Genomic DNA, 25201 nt, shown 5'->3' with positions numbered 1-25201 from the left:
TCGATACATCTTTTTTGTTCAGCTTAGGTTCAGCTTAGGTTCAGCTTTTGCTAAATGTGTTTGCCCCGGAAGCTGAGTCTGTGGGACTCCACACCTTATGAAATGCTTGATTGAATAAGAGTGGCTATTTGGCTTGAATTTGCGCTAGCTTAGCCGCATTAAGGTTAGATGCACTTTCCGCTGTAAGCACTCGAACCGCTAAGCCATCTGCGATGAGGTCGATGCCATTCCAAAGGAGCTTTTATGTCAGCTTTACCAAGCGAATACACCCATATCTATGTTGAGCAACCCGGTGCCCCCGAGGTGATGCAATTATCGCGCTCGCCTCTGCCTATCCCCGCCGCTGGTCAAGTGTTGATCCGCGTACATGCAGCTGGAGTGAATGGCCCCGATGTCAAACAAAGGGTGGGCGCGTATCCACCGCCACCGGGTGCATCACTTATTATTGGGCTTGAAGTCGCGGGGGATATTTGCGCCCTAGGTGAAGGCGTGAGCCAATGGCAAATCGGCGACAAGGTTTGCGCCTTAGTACCGGGCGGGGGTTATGGCGAGTATGCGCTCACCTATGCCGCCCACTGTTTGCCTATCCCAACGGGCTTTAGTTATGTGCAGGCCGCTGCGCTGCCAGAAACCTTCTTCACCGTATGGGGCAACCTGTTTATGCGTGCGGGACTGAAAGCGGGCGAGACGGTACTGATCCATGGCGGCTCGGGCGGTATTGGTAGTACGGCCATTCAACTCGCCAGCGCTTTAGGTTCAACAGTGATAGCGACGACTGGGCAAGATGAGAAGCGCGATTATTGCTTGAGCCTTGGCGCTACTGAAGTCATCAACTATCGCACCCACAACTTTGTTGAGCCTGTTATGGCGCTCACCCAAGATAAGGGGGTAAACGTGGTCTTTGATATCGCGGGTGGCGATTTTATTAACCTCGATTTACAAGCCTTGGCGATGGACGGTCGTATGGTGTCGGTGGCGATGCAGCGCGGGCCTAAGGCTGAAGTCGAGATTTTCCGCTTGATGGCAAAACGCATTATGTGGACAGGGTCGACCTTAAGACCGCAAAGCGTGGAGGCAAAAGCCGCGATTGCCGCCGAATTATTTGAGAAAGTCTGGCCACTGTTAAACGCCCATAAAATTGTGCCGAATATTTTTGCGACCTTTCCATTAGGCGAAGCCGCGAAAGCCCATGCACTGATGGAGTCGGGTGAGCACAGGGGCAAGGTGATACTGACGGTCATTTAGGCTCGGCACGTTGGTTTGGCTGCGATGCATCGTTTAGGTCGCGGCCATTTGAGGCAAGTCTGAGAGCGTTCAGGCAAAAGCGTGGCTGAGTAACGTAGGGGTAAATAGTCGTTTGCGCTACTGTCGTTAAATCGTCATGGTTAAACCTGATGCTTAACCTTGCAGTAACCTCGAACGGCAACTTCGAATCGTAAAGTTTATACCCATCGAACATAGTCGATATGATTGCTTTTTATTGGGAATAAAACTTGCCGCGTCGATTTTTTAGACTAAAGTCGTTAATGATTAAACTTTTTGGGTACTTTGGCAGAAATTAATACGTAATTAGTGAAAATTTCATGGTATGAGGCATTGATTATCGGAAATATTCTGTAAAAATACCCAGTTGAAAACGTCAGAGACTTTCCGGCGCTATTCGTGGATCAAAGCAAGCGATGCTTCGCTTATTCAGGCTAAAAAACTCATAGTGTATGTGTTGATTTAAGGGTATTAGCATATATGTATAACACAGCAAAGAAACAGGTTTGGTATGGTGAGCTGAGAACATCGAAAGGCAACGCGATTGTCGTCCATGACAACCAGCTGCCCGATGCCTCCCCAGGACGTATCTACCTATACAATACCGATCGTGATGCGATCATTGAGTATGTGGAAGATATAGTCAAAGTGAACCTATACGACTTAGATGAGGCTGCGTTAAAAGCTGCTGAGGCTAAGTTTAGTGGTGCATGGAAGGCGGCTAGAGCTCAATTCATGAGTAAGCATCAAGCTCGTATTGACCTAAACAACGTGAAGGAAACTGCGCCTGTTCGTAAGGCGAAGCCTGAAGTTGAACCAGAAGTGGAATCCGATGCCGTAGGCGTCGATTTTGACGATGATTGGGTCGATGATTTTGATGATTAACACAGTGTCGGCTTAAGGGCTAACACTGTGAGTGTAAGGAATAAAATAGTGCTTATTTTATTCCTTATCGCTTTATTTCCTTCCGCGAAACCGTGCGTTAACCTCAATTCATCGCTATTTTATCGCGACTCGATTTACCCGTTAATATACCGCTAATTTATAGCTAATGTTACGCATCGGCATCGAACTGATATCGGCTGATGTGGTGATAAACCTTGCCTGGCACTAACCAAACATCATCACCAAAGCGCTCGCCTTGATTCGGTGAGTCTGGCAGCATTTGCGGTTCTAAACACACGCCATGATGTTGATTTAATACCTGTTGATTGCGACCCACAGTGCCATCTAAAAAGTTAGCGCAGTAGAGCTGCACGCTCGGTTGATTGGTATAAACCGTCATAGCGCGGCCACTTACTGGACTGCTTAAACAGCCAAAGCGGGCGAGTGAGCCGTCGGGGTCATTCATCATATAACAGTGATCATAACCGCGCGTGCTCGCTAATTCTGCGGCATGCAGTTTGTCGCCTAAGCGTATCGGCTGACTCAAGTCGAAAATTGACCCTGCAGTCTCGGCAATCCCAGTGGGAACACTGACATCATTCATGGTGAGATAACGCTTGGCATCGATTTGCATCAAATGCTCGTGATTGGTCTCTGAGCCATCAAGGTTGAAATAACTGTGTTGGGTTAAGCTCACGGGACAGGCTTTATCCACCGAAGCTAAAATTTCCACATAGAGATTATTGCCTGCGAGGCGATAATCCAGCTGAACCGTGCAATTACCGGGGAAACCCATGTCGCCGTCTGGACTCATTAAGGTCAAGCGCACACCATCGGGCAGTTGGCCTAAGTGCCAGTTTTTACGATTAAACCCTTCACGACCACCGTGTAAACAGTTAGTCGCTTGGTTGACATCAAGTTGATAATCTTGGCCTTGATAGTGCATTTTGCCGTTAGCGATACGATTCGCAAAGCGGCCAGCAATAGCGCCTAAGTGAGCCGATTGCGTCAGGTAGTCTTCGGCGTTGTCGCAACCAAGGACGATATTGGCACGTTCGCCGTGTTTATCTGGGGTCCACAGAGCGCGGATAATTCCGCCTAAGCTGATGACTTCTAATGCGAGTATGCCATTGTCGATCCGAACCCGTTCGATTTCGCCGCCGCGGGGATCGGTCCAAGGATCCAAAACACTGAAACGTACCATTTAGCTTCCCTCTGTGTTGAATATGCTCACTGCTTATTGTGTTAAATGAGTATGTTAACCCTATTGTTTGCCATCAACACCATAAAGTTCAGCGATGAATTCGTATGTTATCGATGGCCTTGTCACTGTATTGGTTTTCTTTGTTTTAAGCCTGTTCTGGCTAATTGTCTATGCGGCCCGCGCCAGCGCTGGCGGAACATAAATAGACTGTGGCATCGATTGCGGTTTTGTCGAAAAACTCATGTTCAACGGCGGCCACGACAGCATCGGTCAGTTCATGATCAACTAAGGCCACCACGCAGCCGTCGGTCATGCGGATGCCGCCACGCTCGCCAATCACTTGGCTGACAATCTCAACTAAGGTATCAAATTCGGGCAGTGTGACTTCAAAATCATCCCGCAGTGAAGCATGGGATTCCGCCATTAAGCGGCTGAATTTTTGAATGTTATTTTGCTCTAACGCGCGGGCTGCACTCTGGGTTCTTTGATTTTCTGTGACGACGTGTTTTGCTCTGCGATATAACACTTCATCTAAATCGGCTTTTGCGCTTTCTAATCGACGTAAATCGAGGTGACGCAGCGCATCTAAGCCAAAGTATTCTGCCGCTTGGGCGCATTCGTTGCGACGTTGTTGATTGGTGGCGGCTAAACGTTGTTTCTCAATATGTGCATCTATGATGATAAGGCTTAGGTTTTCTGGGATAGGAATGGCTTCACTGTCCAGATCTAAGCAGTCAATCAGCAGCGCGTGGTCTTGCTCACCCATGGCGCTGCACATTTGATCCATGATGCCACAGGCCGATTCGACATATCTGTGTTCACCACGTTGGGCCAGTTGCGCTACCGCCATTGGCGATAAATGCAGTTGGCTGGTATCACTGATGGCAGTGCCGAAGGCGACAACGAGGGCGCCCGATGAGGATAACCCCGCCGCAAGTGGTACATCGCCCACAATGGCTAAGTCTAAGCCCTTGGCTAATAAACCTGTTTGCGCCATAGCCGCAGTAAAACCTTTAAGGTAATTCACCCAGCCATCTTGCGGGTCCATGTCGTTTTCTTGACCGAAGGTCCACTCTTTAATTTGTCCGGGGAAGGCATCGGCAACGGCACGAAACTTAGTGTCGTCACGGCGTTTTACTGCAATCACTGTATGAAAATTAATGGCTGCCGGGAGTACAAAACCGTCGTTGTAATCCGTGTATTCACCGATCAGATTGACGCGCCCAGGGGCTTGATATAAATCGTCGGCTTTAGTGCCAAAGGTTTGGACAAATAACTTTGTGGCGCGCTGCGCAGGGTTTGACATGCTGTAAAAAATTCCAAAAAAGCTGAGCTAATTTCGTTACCGTCATCGATTTATATCACGACTGAGTCGGTGATGTAACTGAGATTTTTTGCTGAAATGGCGATAGGTTGTAAGGAGAAAATCGATACAGTGATAGGAAGTCAAAATAACGTATACAGTGCGTTATCTAGTCGATTGATTTGTAAAGATTAGTCAGTAGTTAGTTGGATGCCGCACAAACTTGCAGAAGAGGTTACTGCTTGTTTGTGCGGCCTATTATGGCGTGATTTTAATTCAATGCAGCATTAGCAGGCACTTAACTATTGGACTCTGCATTAATTTTAGGATCAGGCACTTGCGCTGTTTCTTCCGCTTGCGCGGCGTTTTTCTCTGAATCTTGCAACAGCTCGTAAATCACATGATCCACAAAACCGGCACCGGCGGCTTCGTACAGGTTGTAAACACTGTGTACGCCCGATTCGCGAAGTGCCGCGGCATCGTCACTGTACTGCACAATCGCGCTGATCTTGCCTTGATAATCCAGTTTTTTGAGTTGCTCGACCGCAAACATATTTCCCGCGTGGTGCGGCATGGCCAGCAGCACTAATTCAAGATTAGGCGCTCTGTCGAGTTTCTCCCAAAAGTCGGTATCCGCGGCGTCACCTTGCACTACGTTGCGGCCCTTGGCTTTATGTAAATCGACTAAGTCTTGCTTGTGCTCAATGCCGAGAATTTCGCCGTCAAATTGTTCCCTGAGTTCATCGTAGGCGCCGCTACCAATGCGGCCCATGCCTAAGATTAAGAAGCGTGGATTGCCAATGGCGATCGGTCTGTCTTCTGGATGCAATGGGCGTTTTTCAAGCTTGATTAAACGCTGTTGGAATCGTTGATAGATGTTACCTACGGTGGCGTTAAGCGGCGCGGCGAGTAAAAAGCTAAAGCTTAATGCCACGGCGATGATCACTAGCCACTCGGGAGGCAACCAACCTTTATAGGTGGCGACGGCGGCGACAATCAAACCGAATTCACTGAAGTTACCTAGGTTGAACGAGCCCAACATAGAGGTACGTGAACGCAGCTTAAAGCGGGTAAGAATGTAAACAAACAGCAGGATTTTAAGTGGTACTAGCAGCACTAACAGTGCTGCGAGAACGATATCCGATACTGTAGGTAAACCGTTGAGACCAATCGTTAAGAAGAAGGCCACGAGGAAGAGTTCTTTAAAATAGAATAGGGATTTTGCCAGCTCTGAGGACTTTTTGTGGCCCGCCAACAAGATCCCTATGATCAGTGCGCCGAGATCGGGTTTCAGGCCAACAGATTCAAATAACCAAGCGCCAACCACAAGTGCCATCACTAGACCAAACAGGACTAACAGTTCACCGTGGCCGACACGGTCGAAGGCTTTATAAATAAGGGGCTTAGCCAGTGGCAGTAAGAGTAGTGCGAAGGCCCATACCGAAGGTACATCGCCCTTAGAAATTGTTAAAAACAGTACGGCGAAGATATCCTGCATAATCAAGATACCAATGGCGACCCGGCCGTAGAGGGATTGGACATCGCCCTTATCTTCTAACACTTTGACCGCAAATACGGTACTGGAGAAGCTTAACGCGAAGGCGATTAACGTCAGTTGCTCAAGGTTAAGACTCGTGAGTTGGCTTAAACCCAGTAAGCCGAAGAGCTTCAGAATCGGCACAAAAACCACGATTGAGAGTACTAAGTGCACACTCGAACCCGCCCACACTTCGGCCTTGAACAGGCTGCGAATATCGAGTTTTAAACCAATAGCAAACAGCAGCAAAGTCACGCCTAGGCTGGCGAGTTCTTGCAGCAATGGCAGGCTTTCTTTATCTATCCCGAGGACGAATAGTACAAAGCCCGCCACTAAGTAGCCGATGAGCGGTGGCAGTCCTATACGGCTGACGAGCATGCCGCAGATGAGTGTGATAATGAGGATACCGGGTTCCATGATGCTCCAATCTAAAAAGTCCAAAATTATGAGTGATTGTATAAGAAATCTATGACACTGGAACAAAAAAGCGGACTTTTAATGAAAAAAGTCCGCTTTCTATTGGTGTTGCGGCAAATACACTTGCTGGTTAAAACCGGCGCGAGTTAAATCGCTTTAGTGGTCTAAGTCTAAATAGTGACTATTTCACCAGATGATCTAAATGGGCTGCAAAATCTTTAGGGCCCATAAAACCAGTCACACGTAAATCTTCCCTTTGCTCACCTTGTTCGTTAAACATCAACAACGTAGGTAAACCGAGCACATTGTATTTTTCGAGTAAGGCCACATCGACCTTGTCACTCTTAGTCACATCCGCTTGTAGCAGCACGATTTTATTCATGCGGGCTAACACGTCGGCATCCTTAAAGGTGATGGCTTCGAACTCTTTACAGGCAACACACCAATCGGCGTAGAGATCCAGCATCACAGGCTTACCTTGGGCGGCAGCGGCGGCGATTTCTTGATCAAGATCTTCAATGGATTTAATCCGTTTAAAGCCATGGGCTTCTTCGGTCGTCGCCGCGGTGCCTACGGGATTGTGATTAAAACCTAAGTGGCCCATCACAGCTTGGAATCCGTAGGAGAAACTCGCCAGTAGCGTCAGAGTTAATAGCACTGAACGGACAGTTTGTTTCCAGTTGAAGGGACTGAGTTTGTTCTGGTGCATCAAGTAGCCGGTGAAGCTCACGCCCCACAGTGACCAAAGCACATCGGATACCACGCCCGTCCAAATACGACCGAGCATTACGATAGACACAGCGATCAACAGGAAGCCGAAGACGGTCTTGATGATGTCCATCCAAGCGCCCGCTCTAGGTAATAATTTACCGCCAGAGGTGCCGATAATCAGTAGCGGTAAACCCATGCCCATACTCAGCACATACAGGGCTAGGAAGCCTTGGAGTAAGTCGCCGGTTTGCGCCACATAAACGAGCGCACCCGATAGCGGAGCGGTAGTGCAAGGTGATGCGACCAGACCTGAAATCACGCCCATCAAGAATACGCCAACTAAGTTGCCGCCTTTTTGGTTGTTCGATACTGAGTTCATCTTTTCCTGCCAGCTCGATGGCAGTTTTAAATCGTACAGGCCAAACATAGATAAGCTGAGCACAAAGAACAGAATCGCCAGAACCACTAACACGGCCGGATGTTGCAATGCCGCTTGGTATTTCAGTCCCGCCGATGCGACTACTAACCCTAAGATAGAGTATGTGATTGCCATGCCTTGCACGTAAGCCATAGACAAGGTAAAGGCTTTTGCAGTTGAGAGCTTTTGCCCTTGGCCGACAATAATGCCGGACAAAATTGGGTACATAGGGAATACGCAGGGCGTTAATGCCAGACCGACACCCAGACCAAAGAAGATCACTAAGGTCCAAATCAGGCTGTCGTTTGACAGCATTTGGCTCAGGGTATCTTGCTGGGTAATAGGTTGGGTATTGGCTTTATCGGCCGTGCTCGACTCGTTACTGGCAGACTCAGTGCTGGCTGACTCAGTGCTGGCTGACTCAGTGCTGGCAGGCTCTGCAGCGGCGGTCGATTCGCTCGCTTCGGCACCTGCGATTAAGCCATCGTTGGCGGCAATCGCTTTTAGCACCACGTCACGTTTGGTCGGTGGATAACACAACTTGCCTTCGGCGCAGCCCATAAAAGTGACTGTCAGAGTGGCATTGTCATCGGCCTGTTTCAGCGCAACGGGAATATCCACATAGGTGTAATAGACTTCTTGTTCGCCAAAATACTCATCTTGATGGGGCTTACCCTTGGGCAGCGCCACTGTGCCTAGTTCGGCGCCATTAACACTGAATTTAAGCTTGTCGCGGTACATATAGTAACCGTCGGCAATCACCCAATTGAGTTTGACCTGATTACCTTCTTGCTTGAAATCGAAGGCAAAGGCTTGATCGACAGGCATCAATTCCGGCTCACTCTTCATGAAGTCGAATTTGTTACCGAAAACCCCTTCACTGTGCGCTAAGGGCGTGAGGAGCAATAAAGACGTGAAAATAAGGCTGAGTAGTTTTTTCATGGCTGAGTGTTGTCTTTTATCCAATCTAAGTAGGCTGGTAGCCCGTGAGTCACAGGCACGGCAATAATTTCGGGTACTTGATAAGGGTGAAGTCTAAGCACAAGTTGTTCTAACTCTGAATATCGACTTTGTAAACATTTAATCTGTAAGCTAAATTCTTGTTCTTCACAGATTTTCCCTTCCCAAGCATAAATTGAACGTATCGGGGCGGAGATATGAACACAAGCGGCAATACGTGACTCAACTAAAGCCCGAGCCAAGGTATTGGCTTGTACTTCATTGGGGCAGGTAGTGCTAACCATTAAATACTGATGCTGCATGGTGTTAGGTATCGTCTCTTAAGAATCTTAAAGTTCGCTTAAGCCAACTGAGTTAGGCTACTTTACGTGTTTTAATGGTCTCATACATTAGCGCGTTAACAAAAGGGTGAGCTAAATATCAGTTGTGATATCCATTGCTAAATCCGTGGTGAATCGCCCCTGAGTCTGTCGCTATGCTTAGCCTGACTTGAATTAAGACCGGATAGGCCCCATTTAGTTTACACAGATAGTCAGATAAACCTGAGGTCGGTATGTTTTTCATTATATTTTTACTCTTTGTGCTGATCCCAGTAATAGAGCTGTCGGTGCTGATCCGTGTGGGTGAAGTGCTTGGCACTTGGACTACCATAGGTTTAGTGCTGTTTACCGCCGTGCTCGGGGTCTCTTTGGTTCGCAGCCAAGGTTTAAGCACCTTAATGCAAGTTCAACAAAAACTCGCTCGCGGTGCAGCGCCGGGGCAAGAAATCGTCGAGGGCATGATGCTAGCTATGGCGGGCATTTTACTGCTGATCCCCGGTTTTGTAACCGACGCCATTGGCCTGTTATTGCTGACACCATTCACTCGTCGCCCGATCGCCGCCTTGCTGTTTAAGCGCATGCAGTTAAGGGTTGTGGCGGGATTACAGGGTGGTATGCACGGTGGCTTTCAAACGGGACAAAGTCCCTTTGGGCCTAAGTCGCATGACCCATTTGGCCAAGCGCCGTTTGATGATAGCGTGAAGAAAGACGGTAATGTGTTTGAGGGTGACTTCGAGCATAAAGTCGATCCAAGTGATATCAAGCCCGCTAGTCACCAGCTGCCTGATAAAGATCAGAATAAAGAACAAGGTAACGCGCAGGATAAAGATCCTAAGCCTTAGTCTGTTATGGTTTAGCTAATTTGGTTTGCGCGTTTATTCGCTTGAACTTCTACCCAAATCTCGCTTCAATACCAGCGGTCTTCAGAATCCTCTGAGCTGCGCCGCTGGTGCACTTCATCCACTCGTTATAAAAATTCCACTGAGTTGAGAAAGGCTTCTGCGGTGCGACGGTTTTGGCCGTTGTCATCATAGCTGGCGGTTAAAATCAGCAGGTGATTATTGTAGGCATAGGCATGCTGCACTAAGGTGCCGAGATCTTTACCCATATCCATACTGATCTCATAACCCCGCTGCCCGCCGTGTTCGATATAACCGCGCGTCAATTTCAGCTCATCTGTTCCCTGCATCTCTTTAAACTTTTTCGCGAGCGTGTTGGTGTCATCGAAGGAAAGTTCAGTAATGTCTTCCTCGTCTATGGTTTCGAACTGGGAGCTGTAGGCGATAACGCTCAATACCAGCGGTTCTTGAGCTTGTTTTTGAGTGGTGATGGTTTCAACGCTGACTTGTCCCGAGTTTTTATGTAGCGCCTTGGGATTAGGTAACATGTGCACTTTTACGGGGACAGAAGTTAATACATGGGATTCGAGGGGTTTGACCGCATACCATTTTTGATACGCCATAAAAACGAGGCCGAGCAGCACAGCTAGCTTGATAAGCTTCATATAACTTCCTTATTTAATAATCATTTCCTTGAGCTTGTCGCTCGCCATCAAGTGTAAATGGCAAGTCAGATAAGCGCAACAGATCGCAATAGCTAGGGGTGGGACATGTATTAGAAATGACCAGCCAGCCACGAGTGACTGACCGGCCACGCCGGGAAGCGTTTTTGGATCAATTGCGGAGCTATACGTTGAGTGTTATTTGTTAGGTGACTCACCTCCTATCGCTGTCGCTTTAATATTGAATACTAGGCTGTACATCACTGGCAGTACTATGAGTGTTAACAGTGACGCAAAACCGAGACCGAAAATAATCGTAATCGCCATTGAACCAAAAAAGGCGTCTGAGATCAGTGGGATCATCCCGAGCATAGTGGTTATCGCTGCCATCATGACGGGGCGCACACGGCTGACACAGGAGTCGACCAAGGCGAAATAAGCGGGTTTGCCTTCACTGAGTTCGAGGTTGATTTGATCGACCAAGACGATACCGTTTTTAATCACCATGCCAGACAAACTCAGCAGGCCGAGTAGCGCCATAAAGCTGAAAGGTGCGTCGAACAACAAGAGTCCGGCAGACACCCCAATCAGGGCCAACGGCACAGTAAACCAGATCACTAAGGGCTGACGCACTGAGTTGAATAGGAATACGGTGATTAAAAACATCGCCAGATAACCCATGGGAATCGAGCTGAATACCGCGGTTTGCGCTTCGCCTGCGGTTTCAAATTCACCGCCCCATTCCAAGTGATAACCTGCGGGTAGGCTGATCGCTTCGACCTTGTCTTTCACTTTACGCAGTACAGAGTCGGCGGTTTCATCACTGCCAAGCTTAGGATCGGCCATCACAGCGAGCATACGCATACGATCTCGGCGCATCACCAGCGGGTTTTCCCACTCAGTGTTAAAGCTACTCACCACTTGGGTAGCAGGCACAAAGGTGTTGTGTTCGCTACTCCAAATTTGCAACTTCCATAGGCTGTCGGCCTGCAAACGTTCTTCGGCGGGCGCTCTGGCGACGATGGGTAACAAGTGGCTGGTTTCTCGGTATAAACCAATTTGCTTACCGCTAAAGTTAACCAATAGGGCATTGTCGAGATCTTGCTTACTGATCCCCGTTTCTCGCGCTTGGGCATTTTCCAGTTGCGGACGGATCAAGGGCACTTGATTACGCCAGTTGTGACGTATGCCATCCATGCTCGGTTCGGCGTGGAAAATGGCCTCGGCTTGGGCGCCTAAAGCGCGCAGCACTTCAGGATTGTCGCCGTAGAAGCGTGCCTCAATTTTGGCTGCGGGCGACGGGCCGTTTTCCATGTTTTTTAAGCGATATTGTGCCTGTGGGAAACGTTGATTTAACAAGGTTTCTAACTCTGGCATATAGGCTTTAACGGCGGCGAGATCTTGCATTTCGACTATCAACTGGGCAAAGGCGGGATAGCCTTTTTCTGGCTGATAAGGCAGGACGAAACGCTGCGAACCTTGGCCAATAACGGTTGTTAAGTGTTTTAGCCCTATATCTTTTTGCTCGTTCTGTTGCAGTAACTGGCGCTCAATATCGGCAGTAAAACGTTCGGTCGCCTTAATGTCCGTGCCCTCTGGCATCCAGATATCCACAAAGAAAATCGGCGTGTTAGAGGCAGGGAAGAACACATTCTTGATATGACCAAAGCCCACTACTGCGCTGAACAGCATGGCGACAACCAGCAGAATACTCACCAATCTAAAGCGCAGCGCTAGGGTTAAACTTGCGCGATATAAGCTGAAGAACCAGCCCTTGTAAGGGTCTTGGGCTTCTTCGTCGCTCGGCGCATCCTTAAATAACAGATGGCAGAAGAACGGCGTTAAGGTGATGGCGGTGATCCAACTGATAAACAGCGAAATCATCAACACTTGGAATAAAGAACGGCAGAATTCACCGGCGGCATTTTGCGATAAGCCAATGGGCGCAAAGGCAATAATGGCAATGACAGTCGCGCCCAATAGCGGCCACTGGGTTTGAGCCACAATTTGCTTCGCCGCTTCGAGACGGGTTTTACCACGGCGCAGGCCAATCAAAATACCTTCGGTGACCACAATCGCGTTATCGACCAACATGCCGAGGGCGATAATGAGTGCGCCGAGGGAGATGAGTTGCAGCTCAATCCCCAGCACTTTCATCACGATAAAGGTACCCAAAATCGTTAGCAGTAAGATCAGGCCCATCAACATGCCTGAGCGCAGCCCCATAAACAGCAGGAGCACGGCGATCACGATAGCAATGGATTCTAATAAGTTGATTAAGAAGCCGTTAACTGTCTCATCGACCGCCTGACTCTGGTTGTAAACCGTCGCTAAATTCATGCCGATTGGGCGTTGGGATTCAAGCTCGGCTAAACGGTCACTAACCTTTTGTCCGACTTCGACCACGTTCACGCCGCTAGAGAAAGAAATCCCCAGTGATAACGCCGCTTCGCCCTTATTGTGGTAAAGCACATTCGGGGTTTCGTCGTAATCCTTTTCAATATTAGCAATGTCGCCAAGGTAAATTAGCTCAGTGCTACCCGGTGGGCTGACAATCAAGCGCGCCAGATCCTGCACATTGCTAAATTCGCCCGTGGGATGAATGCGGATACGGTTATCACCAATCACTAAACTGCCCGCGTTGGAGACCACGTTTTGATTGTTCACTAAACCATAGATATAGCTTTGATCTAATCCCAGTGCCGACAGCTTTTGCTGGGAGATTTCAATCACGACTTGCTCGGTGACGTTGCCCGCAACTGAAACTTTTTTAACGCCGGGCACGAGTACGAGTTCGCGGCGCAGATAGTCGGCGTAATTGCTTAACTCGCGGTTGCTGTAATCAGGCCCAGAGAGATTAAATAAAATGCCATACACATCGCCAAAGTCGTCCATCACCTGCGGCGCGGTTGTACCCGGAGGCAAGTTGCCCGCCGTGTCGTTGACCTTACGACGCACTTCATCCCACACCTGTGGCAGGGTGGTTTTGTCGTAGCTTTCTTTAATCTCGATTTGGATTTGTGACAGGCCCGCACTGTTAATCGAGGTCACATGCTTAATGGCATCGAGTTGCTGCAGGGCATCTTCGAGCGGCAGCGTGACTTCTTCTTCCACTTGTTCGGGTGATGCACCTGGATAAGCCGTGATCACTAAGGCTTCTTTAATGGTAAATTCGGGAAATTCTAATTGCCCCAAACCGGTAAAACTCACGCCGCCACCCACGAGTAGCAGCAACACAAACATCCAACTGATGACTTTGTGGCGTATCGAATACTCTGCAATGTTCATCAATTACACTCCACGCTGCCAGCGTAGTGGTTTAACTTTCATGCCAGCGGATAACTGAGACACCCCAGCGCTAACGATAAGATCGCCCTTGTTGACGCCTGTTAAAATCTCAACACCTTGATTACTCACGCGTCCTAGGGTCACCATAGTGGGTTTGACTTCACCCGATTGGGTTTGATAAACCCACACTTGCACTTGGCCATCTTGATCGCGTTTATCGATAGCGGTCACAGGTACGACCGTTGACGCGAGTGCGCTGGGATCTTTGACTAAAGCTAAGGTTAATTCGGCGCTCATACCAGGAAGTAATTGAATATCTTGGGGTTGAGGCAATGAAAACACCACTTCATAGGCTTGAGTGCCTGGGGTGACTTGGGTGGAGTATTCTTTAAATTTGGCGTCGAAACTCTGCTCGGGGAAGGCGCTAAAACGCACCTTAGCGGTAAAGTGAGCTTGATCGGTATATTGCTTCAGCCCCGCAGCCATCGCCTCGGGCACTTGAATACTCACATCGAGCAAGTTGTTGTTTTGCAGTGTTAACACCCCTTGATTGGCCTGCACTATTTGGTGGTTATCCACTAAACGTTTAGCAATCGTGCCGCTAAAGGGCGCGGTTAAGCGAGTGTAACTCAGCTGATCGCGTGCTGCCGCAAGGGCGGCCTTGGCCGATTTGAGCTGCGCTTGTGTGCTATCAAACTCAGATTGTGAAATCAGCTTACGATTGAGCAGCTCGGCCTTACGTTTAAAGTCGGCGGCTAACAGTTCGTGCTCTGCCTCACGGGTCATTAAGTTATTTTTGGCATCCCTATCGTCAAGCTGGGCGAGCAGACTACCTTGAGCGACTCTTTGGCCTTCGACTAATGTCAGCTCGGTGAGTTGCCCAGAAATACGGAACGACAATTCGGCGCGGCTATTGGCTGCAACGCGGGCAGGAAAGGTTCTAAAATCTCCAGCTTCTACGTTGAGCACTTCAAACAGTTTAACCGGACGGACAGTGTCCACTTGTACTGAACTTTCCGCTGGCGAACAACCACTGAGCAGGGCTGGAAGCAGCATAGCCAGTGGCAAGAGTCGATATGATTTCATGGTGGCGATTTCCTAGTTAACAAGTTGTCAGCATTTCTGGTCGCGAAGATACCAGCTAAAGTAGTTGCAATAAACGGGATACTTTGGGATTATCAGTCCCACATAATGAGATTGAACTTAAGGTCAAAATGAAGACAGAGGACTTAGCGTTATTCCACCGAATTGCTGAAACCGGTAGTTTGATTGAAGCGGCTGATTTGCTTAACTTGCCAAAATCGACTGTCAGTCGGCGTTTGCAAGCCTTGGAAGATGAGCTGAACATTAAATTGTTCCACCGTCAGAGCCGCTCTATGACGCTCACGTCTGCGGGCAGTCATTTTTACCAGCGTTCGCAGAATATTTTGGCTCAGCTCGACGAAACCCTATTCGAAATGACCAATGACGATGCTGAGATCAGCGGGCATTTGCGCATTCAAATGTTCCCCATCCACAGCATGAAAATCTTGATGCAAGCCATTTTCCGCTTTATGGATATGCACCCCAAACTCACCTTAGAAGTCATCAGCAGTTCAGAATCCGTTGATATGGTGAAACATAATCTCGATGTGGCCTTTGTAGTCGAGCCTGCGTTGGATACCTTAGATTTAGTGGTGCGGCCAATTTTTACCACTGACTTACGTTTTTACGCCAGTCCGCAATATTTAGCGGCACACGGTACACCTAAAACACCGAAAGAGATTGAAGCGCATAATGTGTCTATGTTCCGTTTATCCAACGGCAAAATTTTTAATGAGTTATTTATCGGTTCAGAACAAGAGGTGAGAGTTAGAGGCAATTTCTGCTCGAACAGTATTGAAGTGGCGGTAGAGTTTGGATTGCAAGGACGCGGTATCGTGTATGCACCTTCTGAAGTCGTTGCCGAATATGTGGAAACTGGTGAGTTAGTGACCTTATTACCTGAAATCCAACCCCACCAAGGTGAGTGCTTCTTAGCTTATCCATCAAGACGTTACGTAAGTTTAGCCAGTCGGCGCTTTATCGACTATATCATGCAAGAGTTAGTGCCAAACGGGGTGCCGACTAATATGAGTGAGCAAGGCCCACGTCGATCCTGCAAAGCCTCTACGGGAGCGTTTTCAGACGACGTGTTGCGCTTTCCCGTTAAAAAATCAAGCTAGCTTACCCCTCGCTAATGGCGTTTGCGGTCGTGATCTTTGTGGGCTCACAGATCCGCTGCGCCAGCCAGTAACAGGCAATTCCCATCAAAATATTGGTCACAGGTAGCGCGAGCAGCAGGCCTTTAACGTCACCTATATACGATCCCAAGGCTGCTAGCGGCAGCATAAGCAGCACTAAGCGGCACAGATTGATGACTAATGAACTCATAGGCCTGTGGTAGGCATTGAGCGAGGTCGCGACAATAATCACTATACCCAAAGGTCCGTAGGCACAGGGCAGCACTAAGATATAAAAACTCAGCCACTCGATAACCTGCGGATCGGTACTGAATAAATGCGCGATAGGCTCGGCTAAAAAGATCAGTGGGATATAGAGTAAGGTTTGGAAAATAAAGATAAATTTTATCGATAATAGCAGGGCTTCTTTTGCTCTGTGTGGCTGTCCTGCCCCTAAGTTTTGCGCAATAAAGGGCATTAAACTCGACGATAGCGCCATCACTACTATTAATAGTACTGACTCTAATCGAGTACCGGCACCAAAGGCTGCTACGGCGCTGTGATCGATATGCGCCAACATCGCCATGATAATGGCATTGGCTAGTGGATTGATTAAATTCATCAAGGCGGCGGGTTGTGCGATATGGGCTAATTTGCTCCAGTTCGCGCGCATTCTGTCTATGTCAAAGGCGGTCCATTCGAGCATTTTGCGCCTGACAATCAACAAATATCCCGACAAAGATAAGGCAATCAACCAAGCGAACAGGGTTGCAATTGCGGCGCCTTGGATTTCTAAACGTGGAAATGGCCCAATACCAAAAATCAGTAACGGATCGAGGATAAGATTGATGATTGCCGCCAGCGCCATGATCATCGCCGGCGAGCGGGTGTCGCCAGTGGAACGTAAGCCCTGATTGCCCACCATCAACAATACCAGCAGCGGTGCGCTGACATACCAGTAAATCATATAGTCGTGGATCAGCGGCAAGCTGTCATCGTTTGCCCCGAGTAAGTGAAACAGTGGCGTAATAAAAATGCTACCCAGTGCGGCTAAACTGGCGATCAAGACAAAGGTGAGCAATAAGGCATCATGCAAGAACACTTTGGCCTTGTGGGCATTACCCGAACCGAACAGTCGGCCTAAATTAGTCGAGACACCAGCGCCAATACCAATGGCGATGCTAGAGATCACTAAGGTTACCGGAAAGGTAAAACTGATGGCGGCTAAGGCTTCAGTGCCCAATTGGCTGATAAAAAAAGTGTCAGCGAGGCTGAAACCTAGAATGGTCATAATGCCAATTAAGTTGGGGAGGCTCATGTTGAGCAGTACACGACCAATTGGCGCGGTGAGCAGCCCGTGTCTGTCTTTCATGGAAAAATAGTGCCTTGTTAGCGAGCGGAGGCGAGATTCTAGCAGGATTGTGCGGACTTGAAAAAACCGACATCAAAAAATTGAAGTTTTTTTTGTAAATGCCCTTGGATCTCGACACTGTCAGCCCCATATCTCAGACAGCAAAAGAGCAGACTAAGGTGTCTGTTTTTTTAATCACAAATAGGCTCGATTGTAGGGCATCAAATCATTAGGAGAGTTCATAGATGAATATTCGTCCATTACATGACCGCGTAATCGTTAAGCGTCTAGAAGTTGAATCAACATCAGCGGGTGGCATAGTACTGACCGGTAGCGCCGCTGAAAAATCAACTCGCGGTGAAATCCTTGCTGTGGGCAATGGCCGTATTTTAGAAAATGGCACAGTTAAGCCACTGGATGTCAAAGTGGGTGACGTGGTGATCTTCAACGAAGGTTACGGCGTTAAGAAAGAAAAAATCGACGGTCAAGAAGTCTTGATCCTGTCGGAAGCTGACCTGATGGCAGTAGTGGGTTAATCCTCAGCATCAATTCGACATTCCAATTAATCATTAAAAATTTAAAGGATAATCAAGATGGCAGCTAAAGAAGTTGTATTTGGTAATGACGCTCGCGTAAGAATGCTGGCTGGCGTAAACATTCTCGCAAACGCAGTTAAAGTGACCTTAGGCCCTAAAGGCCGTAACGTGGTATTAGACAAGAGCTTCGGCTCACCACTGATCACTAAAGACGGTGTTTCTGTTGCCAAAGAAATCGAGTTAGAAGACAAATTCGAAAACATGGGCGCGCAAATGGTGAAAGAAGTTGCTTCTAAAGCCAACGACGCCGCCGGTGATGGTACTACTACTGCAACTGTACTGGCTCAAGCCATTGTCGTTGAAGGCTTAAAAGCCGTTGCAGCCGGTATGAACCCTATGGATCTGAAGCGCGGTATCGACAAAGCCGTTATTGCTGCAGTTGCTGAATTAAAAGCCTTATCACAACCTTGTGCCGACTCAAAAGCGATTGCGCAAGTTGCGACTATTTCTGCAAACTCTGACGAATCTATCGGCGAAATCATCGCAACTGCGATGGAAAAAGTCGGTAAAGAAGGCGTGATCACAGTTGAAGAAGGCCAAGCGTTAGAAAACGAATTGGACGTAGTAGAAGGTATGCAGTTTGACCGTGGCTACCTATCTCCATACTTCATCAACAAGCCAGAAACCGGCAGCGTTGAATTAGATCACCCATTCGTACTGTTAGTAGACAAGAAAATCTCTAACATTCGCGAACTGTTACCTATCCTTGAAGGTCTGGCAAAAACCGGTAAGCCACTGCTTATCGTTGCTGAAGACGTTGAAGGCGAAGCATTAGCAACGCTAGTTGTTAACAACATGCGCGGTATCGTGAAAGTGGCTGCGGTTAAAGCACCTGGCTTTGGCGATCGTCGTAAGGCAATGCTGCAAGACGTAGCAATCCTAACTGGCGGTACTGTTATTGCTGAAGAAATCGGCCTAGAGCTTGAAAAAGCAACCCTGGAAGATTTAGGTACAGCTAAGCGTGTTGTGATCACTAAAGACAACACCACCATCATCGATGGTAACGGCGAGCAAACACAAATTGCTGCTCGTGTAAGCCAAATCAAACAACAAGTTGAAGAGTCAACTTCTGACTACGACAAAGAAAAATTGCAAGAGCGTATGGCTAAACTAGCTGGCGGCGTAGCAGTAATCAAAGTTGGCGCAGCGACTGAAGTTGAAATGAAAGAGAAAAAAGCCCGCGTTGAAGATGCTCTGCATGCAACTCGCGCTGCGGTAGAAGAAGGCGTGGTTCCTGGCGGCGGTGTTGCTCTGGTTCGCGTAGCTTCTAAGATCGCTGAAGTTGAAGTATTAAACGAAGACCAAAAACACGGTGTGGTTATCGCACTGCGTGCAATGGAAGCGCCACTGCGTCAAATCGCTACTAACGCGGGTGAAGAAGCGTCAGTTGTTGCTAACACAGTGAAGAACGGCAGCGGTAACTATGGTTACAACGCCGGCAACGATACTTACGGTGACATGTTAGAAATGGGTATCCTTGACCCAACTAAAGTGACCCGTTGTGCATTGCAATTCGCTGCGTCAATCGCAGGTCTGATGATCACTACAGAAGCTATGGTTGCTGAAATCCCACAAAACTCTGCGCCAGATATGGGCGGAATGGGTGGGATGGGCGGAATGGGCGGCATGATGTAATTTTTGCTGGTCTAAAACGTTGATTACGGCGTTGCTGCTCGCTCACATACACACAACGTATGCTACGCTCACAGCGCCTTGTACTGAACGTTTTATCCTGCGCAAAAATATCTGCGGTCTTTAGCTTAATCGCTTAAACCTAAATTCTTGTAAAAGAAAAATGAAAACCCCGATACTGGAAACAGTGTCGGGGTTTTGTTTTTGGTCTGGCAACTTGGGGAAGTATTGGGTGTACTTACCTACACTTTTTGAGATTTAAGCACTGAAATCGTTACTAAAAGTGTAACATTGTATACTTTTGCTGGTGGTTAGATGGTTCCATCTTTCAACATTGTTAGTCATTGCGGCCTAACGGCCGAGGTGAATCAAAGTCGTGTGGCTTCACCCCCCAGATTCTTAATCAAGAGTCGACCAAGGAGGACTGCTCGTCTTATCCTCCTTGCCTATTGTTTTCACATCAGCCAAGACGCCCCTAACGGAGTTGAAAGCCCCTTGAGCATTTAGCGTCCTTGATTAGACTGACGCTATCTCGGCATCCATGCCTCGCTCACGCAACGAACGCAAATGCCCTACGGCAACTCCTAGGGGAGGGTGAACTTCTGTAATCTCGGTGTCGGCTGTTAAACCTAAAAGAGTTAACCCGTCCCATCTTTGTTCTTTAACCACAACACCTTTTAGAAAATTTAATAATGGGTAGCACGTTAAATTTGCGGTTAAACCCAAAAGAGTTATGCCTGTTCCATTTTCCCCTGATGGCTTTTATTCTGAGGTTTGCTTTAGCTTGAGTACAGACTAAAGCTGAATTATCTTATTGTTTTACAATAGATAGCTGGGGTCGTTTTTAATTGTCTAAATAAGGACATTATGGAAATTTCAAAAGCAATTATTCTGCCGCTGTTCTGTGTGTTTGTAGTGCCAGTATTATCGGTTTGGTCTGCGCAGGATGCAGCATGTTCTACACCGGAGGTTTGTTCGATAAAAGTACAGCTGCAAAAAAAACCTGATTATCTACTTCTCAGAGATCTGGCTGAAAAAGGCCCGATGGGACGTGAAGCTGGTTCTGTCGTCGCGGCATTATTGGACCATCCTGATTGGGCTATCAGAGAGAAGGCTGCCAGAGCACTTGGATTTATTGACTATCCAGAGGCAATTCCCTATTTGGGCAAGTTGCTTAATGATCCAGTCAATGCTGTATTAAGTTTGATAGCCGCTGAATCGCTTGGTCGAATCGGAGACCAGCGTGCAATAGACTTTCTTGAGCCAGTTGCAGAATCGCATTGGTTCCCTGCAGTTCGAAATGCTGCGAAAACAGCGATATTCAACATTGAGCATAATCGTCAGTACCCGAAGCAGCACCCGGATGCCAGTTTCGCTGATGTCTTTTTTGATTATTTGATGGTCGAAAATTACAGTACTCCAAGGCCCAAGTTATGTAGCGAATTGGCAGTTCCCTTTGCGAAGAATAATTTGTTCATAAAACGCTATCAAGATACTGAAAACAGTTCTCTGGCAGCTATTTCATATAGGGTTATCAGTCGTGGCTCCAATTCTTTGGAACAGACAAACCCGGACGCTATAGAGCGTTACACAATAGTTTTGGATGCTTCAAATCAGCTGACCCTGCCAGGAGTTCGATACCCACAAGAGCCAAATGTGGCATTAAAAGTCGGTGGCGGATGGTTGGCAGGCCTTAATCTTGGTGAGTGGGGCGGAGAACTGGTTTTTCTTTCAGACTTGGGGACATCTTCGCGCATCTTATCAGAGCCAATCGCGGACATTTTTCAATTGGGTAGCAGGAATATTGCCATTACCGATAGAATCGACGGGTTTGACATCATCTACGAAATAAAGCGCTCTGGCGACAACCAATGGTCGGCAACACCATGGCGGCGATTACCCGATTCTATGTTTGAAGCCAAAATACTTGCAAGCGGTGAGCTAATGGTAAATACGAACGTCGGAAGCCTGCAAATTTCAAGTGATGGCCAGATGCGAATGGCGTCTTGTAAGGCATATTACCCAATCAATGAAGATAAATAAGTGGAGAATTTAACGAGCCATCCATTGTTAAATTTTTATTGTTTTGGACTACTCACTCCGTATAACCATAATGCGCCTTTAGTGAAACCGATAGGAAAAGTCGTTTCGTGATAGGCGCCTTCGATGATGTCGTCTTTCACTTCAAGACTCATATAGTTGCGCGAACGCAGCTTGGCGACGAACGCATTTTGCAAGCCTACCATGTCATTTTTGCTACCGTTGGCGGGCGTTTCCATCGCGCCAGTCGCAAAATAGATTTTGGCTTTTAAATCAGTATTTTTTGCGGCGAATTGTTTTTCTAGTTCGAAAAGATAGCGGTCATGGATCCACAGCGACGGGCTCGCCAGAATATAATTTTCAAATAATTGGGGCTTAGTCAGCAGCGCTAAAACGCCAAAAGATCCCCCTAAAGATTGACCTGCAAGTGTTCTGTGGTTGGGCGTTGCTCTGTAATGAGTCTCCACAAATGGGATCACTTCCGACTCAATAAAGGTTAGGTAATTAAGCGCTTCACCCGTTTCAAATTTAACCCAATTTAACGAGCCATCCATTGTGAAATTTGCAGAGTGTATGCTTATAAAAAGGCATACAGATTACTGGAGAGTTGGTTGAATTAAGCATTGGCATGTAAGTGAACGTTGGCGGCATGGCCGCTCTTTCACATCCATATGATCGCGGCATTTGCACTTCCGTATGCAGCAGATGCCGTCGTCGAGCCCTCATGGATACTTCTTGTGAAATAAAAGGGGTGGCGTATCACTGGAATGACAGTGCTTAATCATCAGCTTGATTTACTTCGGCTGTTAAGCTGCAAACGAGCAGCAAAATAGTCTGCCAACCTTTGATAAGATCGAAAGCGAGAAAACGCGGACAGACATATTTCTTTCTGAGTTATTTATAAGGGAGAAATCGAGGACTGGCAAAAAGCAGTTTAGCTTGTCCCATCTTTCTCATTTGCTAATTAACCTGAACTCGGGATATCGAGTGTCGAAAAATCTAAATTTAACAAATTAAATCAATGTTATAAATGATTAGTTTGAAACGAAAAATCTATTTTCTGACTGAATGCGCATATCAAGGCGCTCTGTCGTGCGCCATAGCGAGCTATGGTTAGACGGAGCAACGCAGAGAGGCCCGAAAAGATGCCTATTCAGCGGCTCTGCTTATCCCGAGCTCAGGTTAATTATGATTGCTGGCGTCTTGGCCAAATGTAGGTGTACTTAGCTACACTTTTTGGAATTTAAGCGCTGAAATGACCATAAAAGTGTAATATTGTACACTTTTTGGTGACTTGTCATTTTCAACAATAAAAAAGTGTAGTTCTGTACACTTTTATATTGAATGGGGCTGGTTTTAGGGCTAAGGTGTATGAAGTTACACTTTTGGAGATGATGATGGCATCACAGCTAAATCAACAATCCCTCGGCTTGTTAATTAAAGAACGAAGGAAAAGTGCTGCTCTTACTCAAGACGTGGCGGCCATGCTGTGCGGCGTAACCAAAAAAACGCTGATCCGAGTTGAAAAAGGTGAGGATGTTTATATCTCAACCGTATTCAAAATCCTAGATGGTCTGGGGATTGATATCGTTGCGGCTCAAACCAGCGACACCGAAACTAACGGCTGGTATTAACCCATGAGTACTTCCAAAAAGCTCACGTTAGAGATGCACCTCGGTGATTTAATGATCGGGGAGCTATCCTTTGATGCGACGACCGACACCTTTGCCGTACATTACACCAAAGACTGGCAACAAAGTGGATTCCCACTATCCCCAACAATTCCCTTAGATGGCACAGGAAGTAGCAGTCAGATATCGATGTTTTTGGTTAACTTATTACCGGAAAACAAAGGATTAGATTATCTAATTGAATCCCTTGGCGTCTCCAAGGGAAATACCTTTGCCTTGATCCGCGCCATTGGTCTCGATACTGCAGGTGCTGTTGCTTTTGTTCCTAAAGGGACTTTGCTGCCTGAAACACAATTACGGCCAATTAAGGCTGAAGAAGTTATTCAGCGAATTGAAGATCCCACAATGTGGCCGATGGAAATTTGGGACGGCAAACCTCGACTGTCGGTAGCGGGTGTACAACCTAAATTAAACCTGTTTTATAACGGTGAAGAATTTGCATTTGCCGAAGGCGCACTGTCATCTACCCATATTGTTAAATTCGAAAAATATCGCCATTTAGTGCTCAATGAATTTATGACGATGCGCTTAGCCAAGGCGATTGGAATGAATGTGGCTAATGTTGATATCGTTCATTTTGGAGATTACAAAGTACTCTGTGTCGAACGCTTTGACCGACGTTATATACCAAATGCGCAAAAGGTATTAAGAAGACATATTGTCGATAGCTGCCAAGCTCTTGGTTTTAGTGTTAGCAAAAAATATGAACGTAATTTTGGTTCAGGGCGTGATGTTAAAGATATTCGTGAAGGGGTAAGTTTTAACAGGCTATTTAGTCTTGCTGTAAAATGTCGCAATCCAGTGGCTGCTAAGCAAGATATGTTGCAGTGGGCGCTATTCAATTTACTGACCGGCAATGCCGATGCACACGGTAAAAACTACTCATTTTTTATGACGCCAAGCGGAATGGAGCCAACCCCTTGGTACGATTTGGTCAGCGTGGCTATGTATGAGGATTTTGAACAACAGCTTGCGATGGCAATTGATGACGAATTTGATCCAAATAGCATTTACGCGTATCAATTGGCTGCATTTATTGATGGCTTAGGTTTACCAAGAAATTTATTAATCAGTAACTTAACGACAATAGCGCGAAGAATACCGCAGGCAATAGATGGTGTGATTTCAATGCTCCCGCCCCTTGATGAAGATGAAGCATCATTTGTGGCTCATTACAAAGCGCAGTTGCTGGCGAGATGTGATCGTTACTTTAGTTTTGCCGCCGATGTCAGGGATGTGGAAGTGTTGCTCTAGCTACAGCTACAGCTTATGACCCTGCGGTAATTTCGCAGGGGGGAGTGAAATACTATCCCTTGGCTTTATTTGTTAATCCATAGAGAGTTGGGTATATCCCATAATTCTTGATTGCTTTTAAAGGCAAAATTAAAGTCGTGGGGCTTCACCCCACACTTGATCTAGGAGGACTGCTCATCCTATCCTCCTTGCTATTGTTTTCACAAGCAGCCAAGACGTCCCTAGCGAAGTTACATGCATTGACTCTCTATTTATAAAGCAGGGCTTCGTGCTTATTCGAAAATCGCTAACGCTTCCGATGGGGCGTCCCTTCCCCCCGAAAGCTACGCAGACGTCCTGTCTGCGCCACACGCCATTCTTTCAATAAAGAGTCTTCAACGCCACGCGGCAACTTCGCAGGGGAGGGTGAACTTCTGTAGTCTCGGTGTCTGTTGTTAGATACAAAAGAGTTATGCCTGCCCCATCTTTGGCCGCTACAACTTTTATAAAATTTAACAATGTGTGGCTCGTTAAATTACTGAGGGGAGGGGGAACTTCTATGATTCTGGTATCGGCTGTTAATCCCAAAAGAGTTATGCCTGTCTCATCTTTGCAGTAGGAAAGCGTACCCGTTAACGGGTACGCACTTA

The 25201-nt window shown here is 47.3% G+C and carries 19 protein-coding genes; 9 read left to right on the top strand and 10 right to left on the bottom strand.

Features of this window, described 5'->3' with window-relative positions:
• Positions 1 to 243: 243 nt before the first annotated feature.
• Together Q4Q49_RS07795 and Q4Q49_RS07790 are read left to right on the top strand one after the other, a co-directional pair.
• Positions 244 to 1245, top strand: coding sequence for an NAD(P)H-quinone oxidoreductase (locus tag Q4Q49_RS07795; RefSeq protein WP_311999050.1), 1002 nt, complete (start codon positions 244 to 246; stop codon positions 1243 to 1245).
• 498 nt (positions 1246 to 1743) lie between these two features.
• Positions 1744 to 2148, top strand: coding sequence for a hypothetical protein (locus Q4Q49_RS07790; protein ID WP_311999049.1), 405 nt, complete (start codon positions 1744 to 1746; stop codon positions 2146 to 2148).
• A gap of 169 nt (positions 2149 to 2317) precedes the next feature.
• Here the strand turns inward: Q4Q49_RS07790 and Q4Q49_RS07785 are convergent, their stop codons facing one another.
• The 5 genes from Q4Q49_RS07785 to cutA form a co-directional block, all read right to left on the bottom strand.
• Positions 2318 to 3352, bottom strand: coding sequence for an aldose epimerase family protein (locus Q4Q49_RS07785; protein WP_311999048.1), 1035 nt, complete (start codon positions 3350 to 3352; stop codon positions 2318 to 2320).
• Between the two features lie 160 nt (positions 3353 to 3512).
• Complete coding sequence (gene galK / locus Q4Q49_RS07780; RefSeq protein ID WP_006086123.1) at positions 3513 to 4658, bottom strand: galactokinase; 1146 nt, start codon at positions 4656 to 4658, stop codon at positions 3513 to 3515.
• A 295-nt stretch (positions 4659 to 4953) separates the two neighbouring features.
• Positions 4954 to 6609, bottom strand: a complete 1656-nt coding sequence (locus tag Q4Q49_RS07775; RefSeq protein WP_311999047.1) for a cation:proton antiporter family protein — start codon at positions 6607 to 6609, stop codon at positions 4954 to 4956.
• A 181-nt stretch (positions 6610 to 6790) separates the two neighbouring features.
• Positions 6791 to 8680 (bottom strand): protein-disulfide reductase DsbD, encoded by a 1890-nt coding sequence (locus Q4Q49_RS07770; protein ID WP_311999046.1) that lies wholly within the window; start codon positions 8678 to 8680, stop codon positions 6791 to 6793.
• The gene (gene cutA / locus Q4Q49_RS07765; protein ID WP_310802613.1) at positions 8677 to 9000 is read right to left on the bottom strand and encodes a divalent-cation tolerance protein CutA; all 324 of its coding nucleotides are present in this window, start codon (positions 8998 to 9000) and stop codon (positions 8677 to 8679) included. The genes Q4Q49_RS07770 and cutA overlap by 4 nt, the downstream gene beginning before the upstream one ends.
• Before the next feature lie 251 nt (positions 9001 to 9251).
• Between cutA and Q4Q49_RS07760 the strand changes: the two genes are divergently transcribed.
• A complete protein-coding gene (locus tag Q4Q49_RS07760) occupies positions 9252 to 9860 on the top strand; it encodes an FxsA family protein (protein WP_311999045.1) in 609 nt (202 codons plus the stop codon).
• A gap of 125 nt (positions 9861 to 9985) precedes the next feature.
• On the opposite strand, the gene Q4Q49_RS07755 is transcribed toward Q4Q49_RS07760, so the two are convergent.
• The 3 genes from Q4Q49_RS07755 to Q4Q49_RS07745 all read right to left on the bottom strand — a co-directional run bounded on the left by Q4Q49_RS07755 (position 9986) and on the right by Q4Q49_RS07745 (position 14893).
• Positions 9986 to 10522 (bottom strand): hypothetical protein, encoded by a 537-nt coding sequence (locus tag Q4Q49_RS07755; RefSeq protein ID WP_012088204.1) that lies wholly within the window; start codon positions 10520 to 10522, stop codon positions 9986 to 9988.
• A 195-nt stretch (positions 10523 to 10717) separates the two neighbouring features.
• Entirely contained in the window at positions 10718 to 13807 is a 3090-nt protein-coding gene (locus tag Q4Q49_RS07750; protein WP_311999044.1) for an efflux RND transporter permease subunit, read from the bottom strand.
• A 3-nt stretch (positions 13808 to 13810) separates the two neighbouring features.
• Positions 13811 to 14893 carry an efflux RND transporter periplasmic adaptor subunit gene (locus tag Q4Q49_RS07745; protein ID WP_311999043.1) on the bottom strand — a complete coding sequence of 361 codons (1083 nt, stop codon included), beginning with the start codon at positions 14891 to 14893 and terminating at the stop codon, positions 13811 to 13813.
• Between the two features lie 128 nt (positions 14894 to 15021).
• Here Q4Q49_RS07745 and Q4Q49_RS07740 point away from each other — a divergent pair, with 128 nt between their 5' ends.
• Complete coding sequence (locus Q4Q49_RS07740; protein WP_006086115.1) at positions 15022 to 16011, top strand: LysR family transcriptional regulator; 990 nt, start codon at positions 15022 to 15024, stop codon at positions 16009 to 16011.
• Between the two features lies 1 nt (position 16012).
• Here Q4Q49_RS07740 and Q4Q49_RS07735 read toward each other — a convergent pair whose 3' ends face one another.
• A complete protein-coding gene (locus tag Q4Q49_RS07735) occupies positions 16013 to 17380 on the bottom strand; it encodes an MATE family efflux transporter (protein ID WP_311999042.1) in 1368 nt (455 codons plus the stop codon).
• A gap of 224 nt (positions 17381 to 17604) precedes the next feature.
• Here Q4Q49_RS07735 and Q4Q49_RS07730 point away from each other — a divergent pair, with 224 nt between their 5' ends.
• The 3 genes from Q4Q49_RS07730 to Q4Q49_RS07720 all read left to right on the top strand — a co-directional run bounded on the left by Q4Q49_RS07730 (position 17605) and on the right by Q4Q49_RS07720 (position 21630).
• Positions 17605 to 17895: a co-chaperone GroES gene (locus Q4Q49_RS07730; protein ID WP_006086113.1), complete on the top strand. Its 291-nt coding sequence runs from the start codon at positions 17605 to 17607 to the stop codon at positions 17893 to 17895.
• Positions 17896 to 17952: 57 nt separating this feature from the next.
• Positions 17953 to 19590 carry a chaperonin GroEL gene (gene groL, locus Q4Q49_RS07725; RefSeq protein ID WP_259511555.1) on the top strand — a complete coding sequence of 546 codons (1638 nt, stop codon included), beginning with the start codon at positions 17953 to 17955 and terminating at the stop codon, positions 19588 to 19590.
• Between the two features lie 864 nt (positions 19591 to 20454).
• Positions 20455 to 21630 carry a HEAT repeat domain-containing protein gene (locus Q4Q49_RS07720; protein WP_311999041.1) on the top strand — a complete coding sequence of 392 codons (1176 nt, stop codon included), beginning with the start codon at positions 20455 to 20457 and terminating at the stop codon, positions 21628 to 21630.
• A gap of 35 nt (positions 21631 to 21665) precedes the next feature.
• On the opposite strand, the gene Q4Q49_RS07715 is transcribed toward Q4Q49_RS07720, so the two are convergent.
• Complete coding sequence (locus Q4Q49_RS07715) at positions 21666 to 22181, bottom strand: alpha/beta hydrolase-fold protein (protein WP_311999040.1); 516 nt, start codon at positions 22179 to 22181, stop codon at positions 21666 to 21668.
• Between the two features lie 843 nt (positions 22182 to 23024).
• On the opposite strand from Q4Q49_RS07715, the gene hipB reads away from it, so the two are divergent.
• Both hipB and Q4Q49_RS07705 read left to right on the top strand, forming a co-directional pair.
• Entirely contained in the window at positions 23025 to 23261 is a 237-nt protein-coding gene (hipB, locus tag Q4Q49_RS07710) for a type II toxin-antitoxin system antitoxin HipB (protein WP_106651754.1), read from the top strand.
• A 3-nt stretch (positions 23262 to 23264) separates the two neighbouring features.
• Positions 23265 to 24572 (top strand): HipA domain-containing protein, encoded by a 1308-nt coding sequence (locus Q4Q49_RS07705; protein ID WP_311999039.1) that lies wholly within the window; start codon positions 23265 to 23267, stop codon positions 24570 to 24572.
• Positions 24573 to 25201 lie beyond the last annotated feature (629 nt).

This window comes from Shewanella sp. SP1S1-7 (assembly GCF_031932105.1).
GTDB lineage: Bacteria > Pseudomonadota > Gammaproteobacteria > Enterobacterales > Shewanellaceae > Shewanella > Shewanella baltica.
The sequence above is the reverse complement of the archived record's forward strand: the minus strand, read 5'-3'. Positions and strand labels throughout refer to the sequence as shown.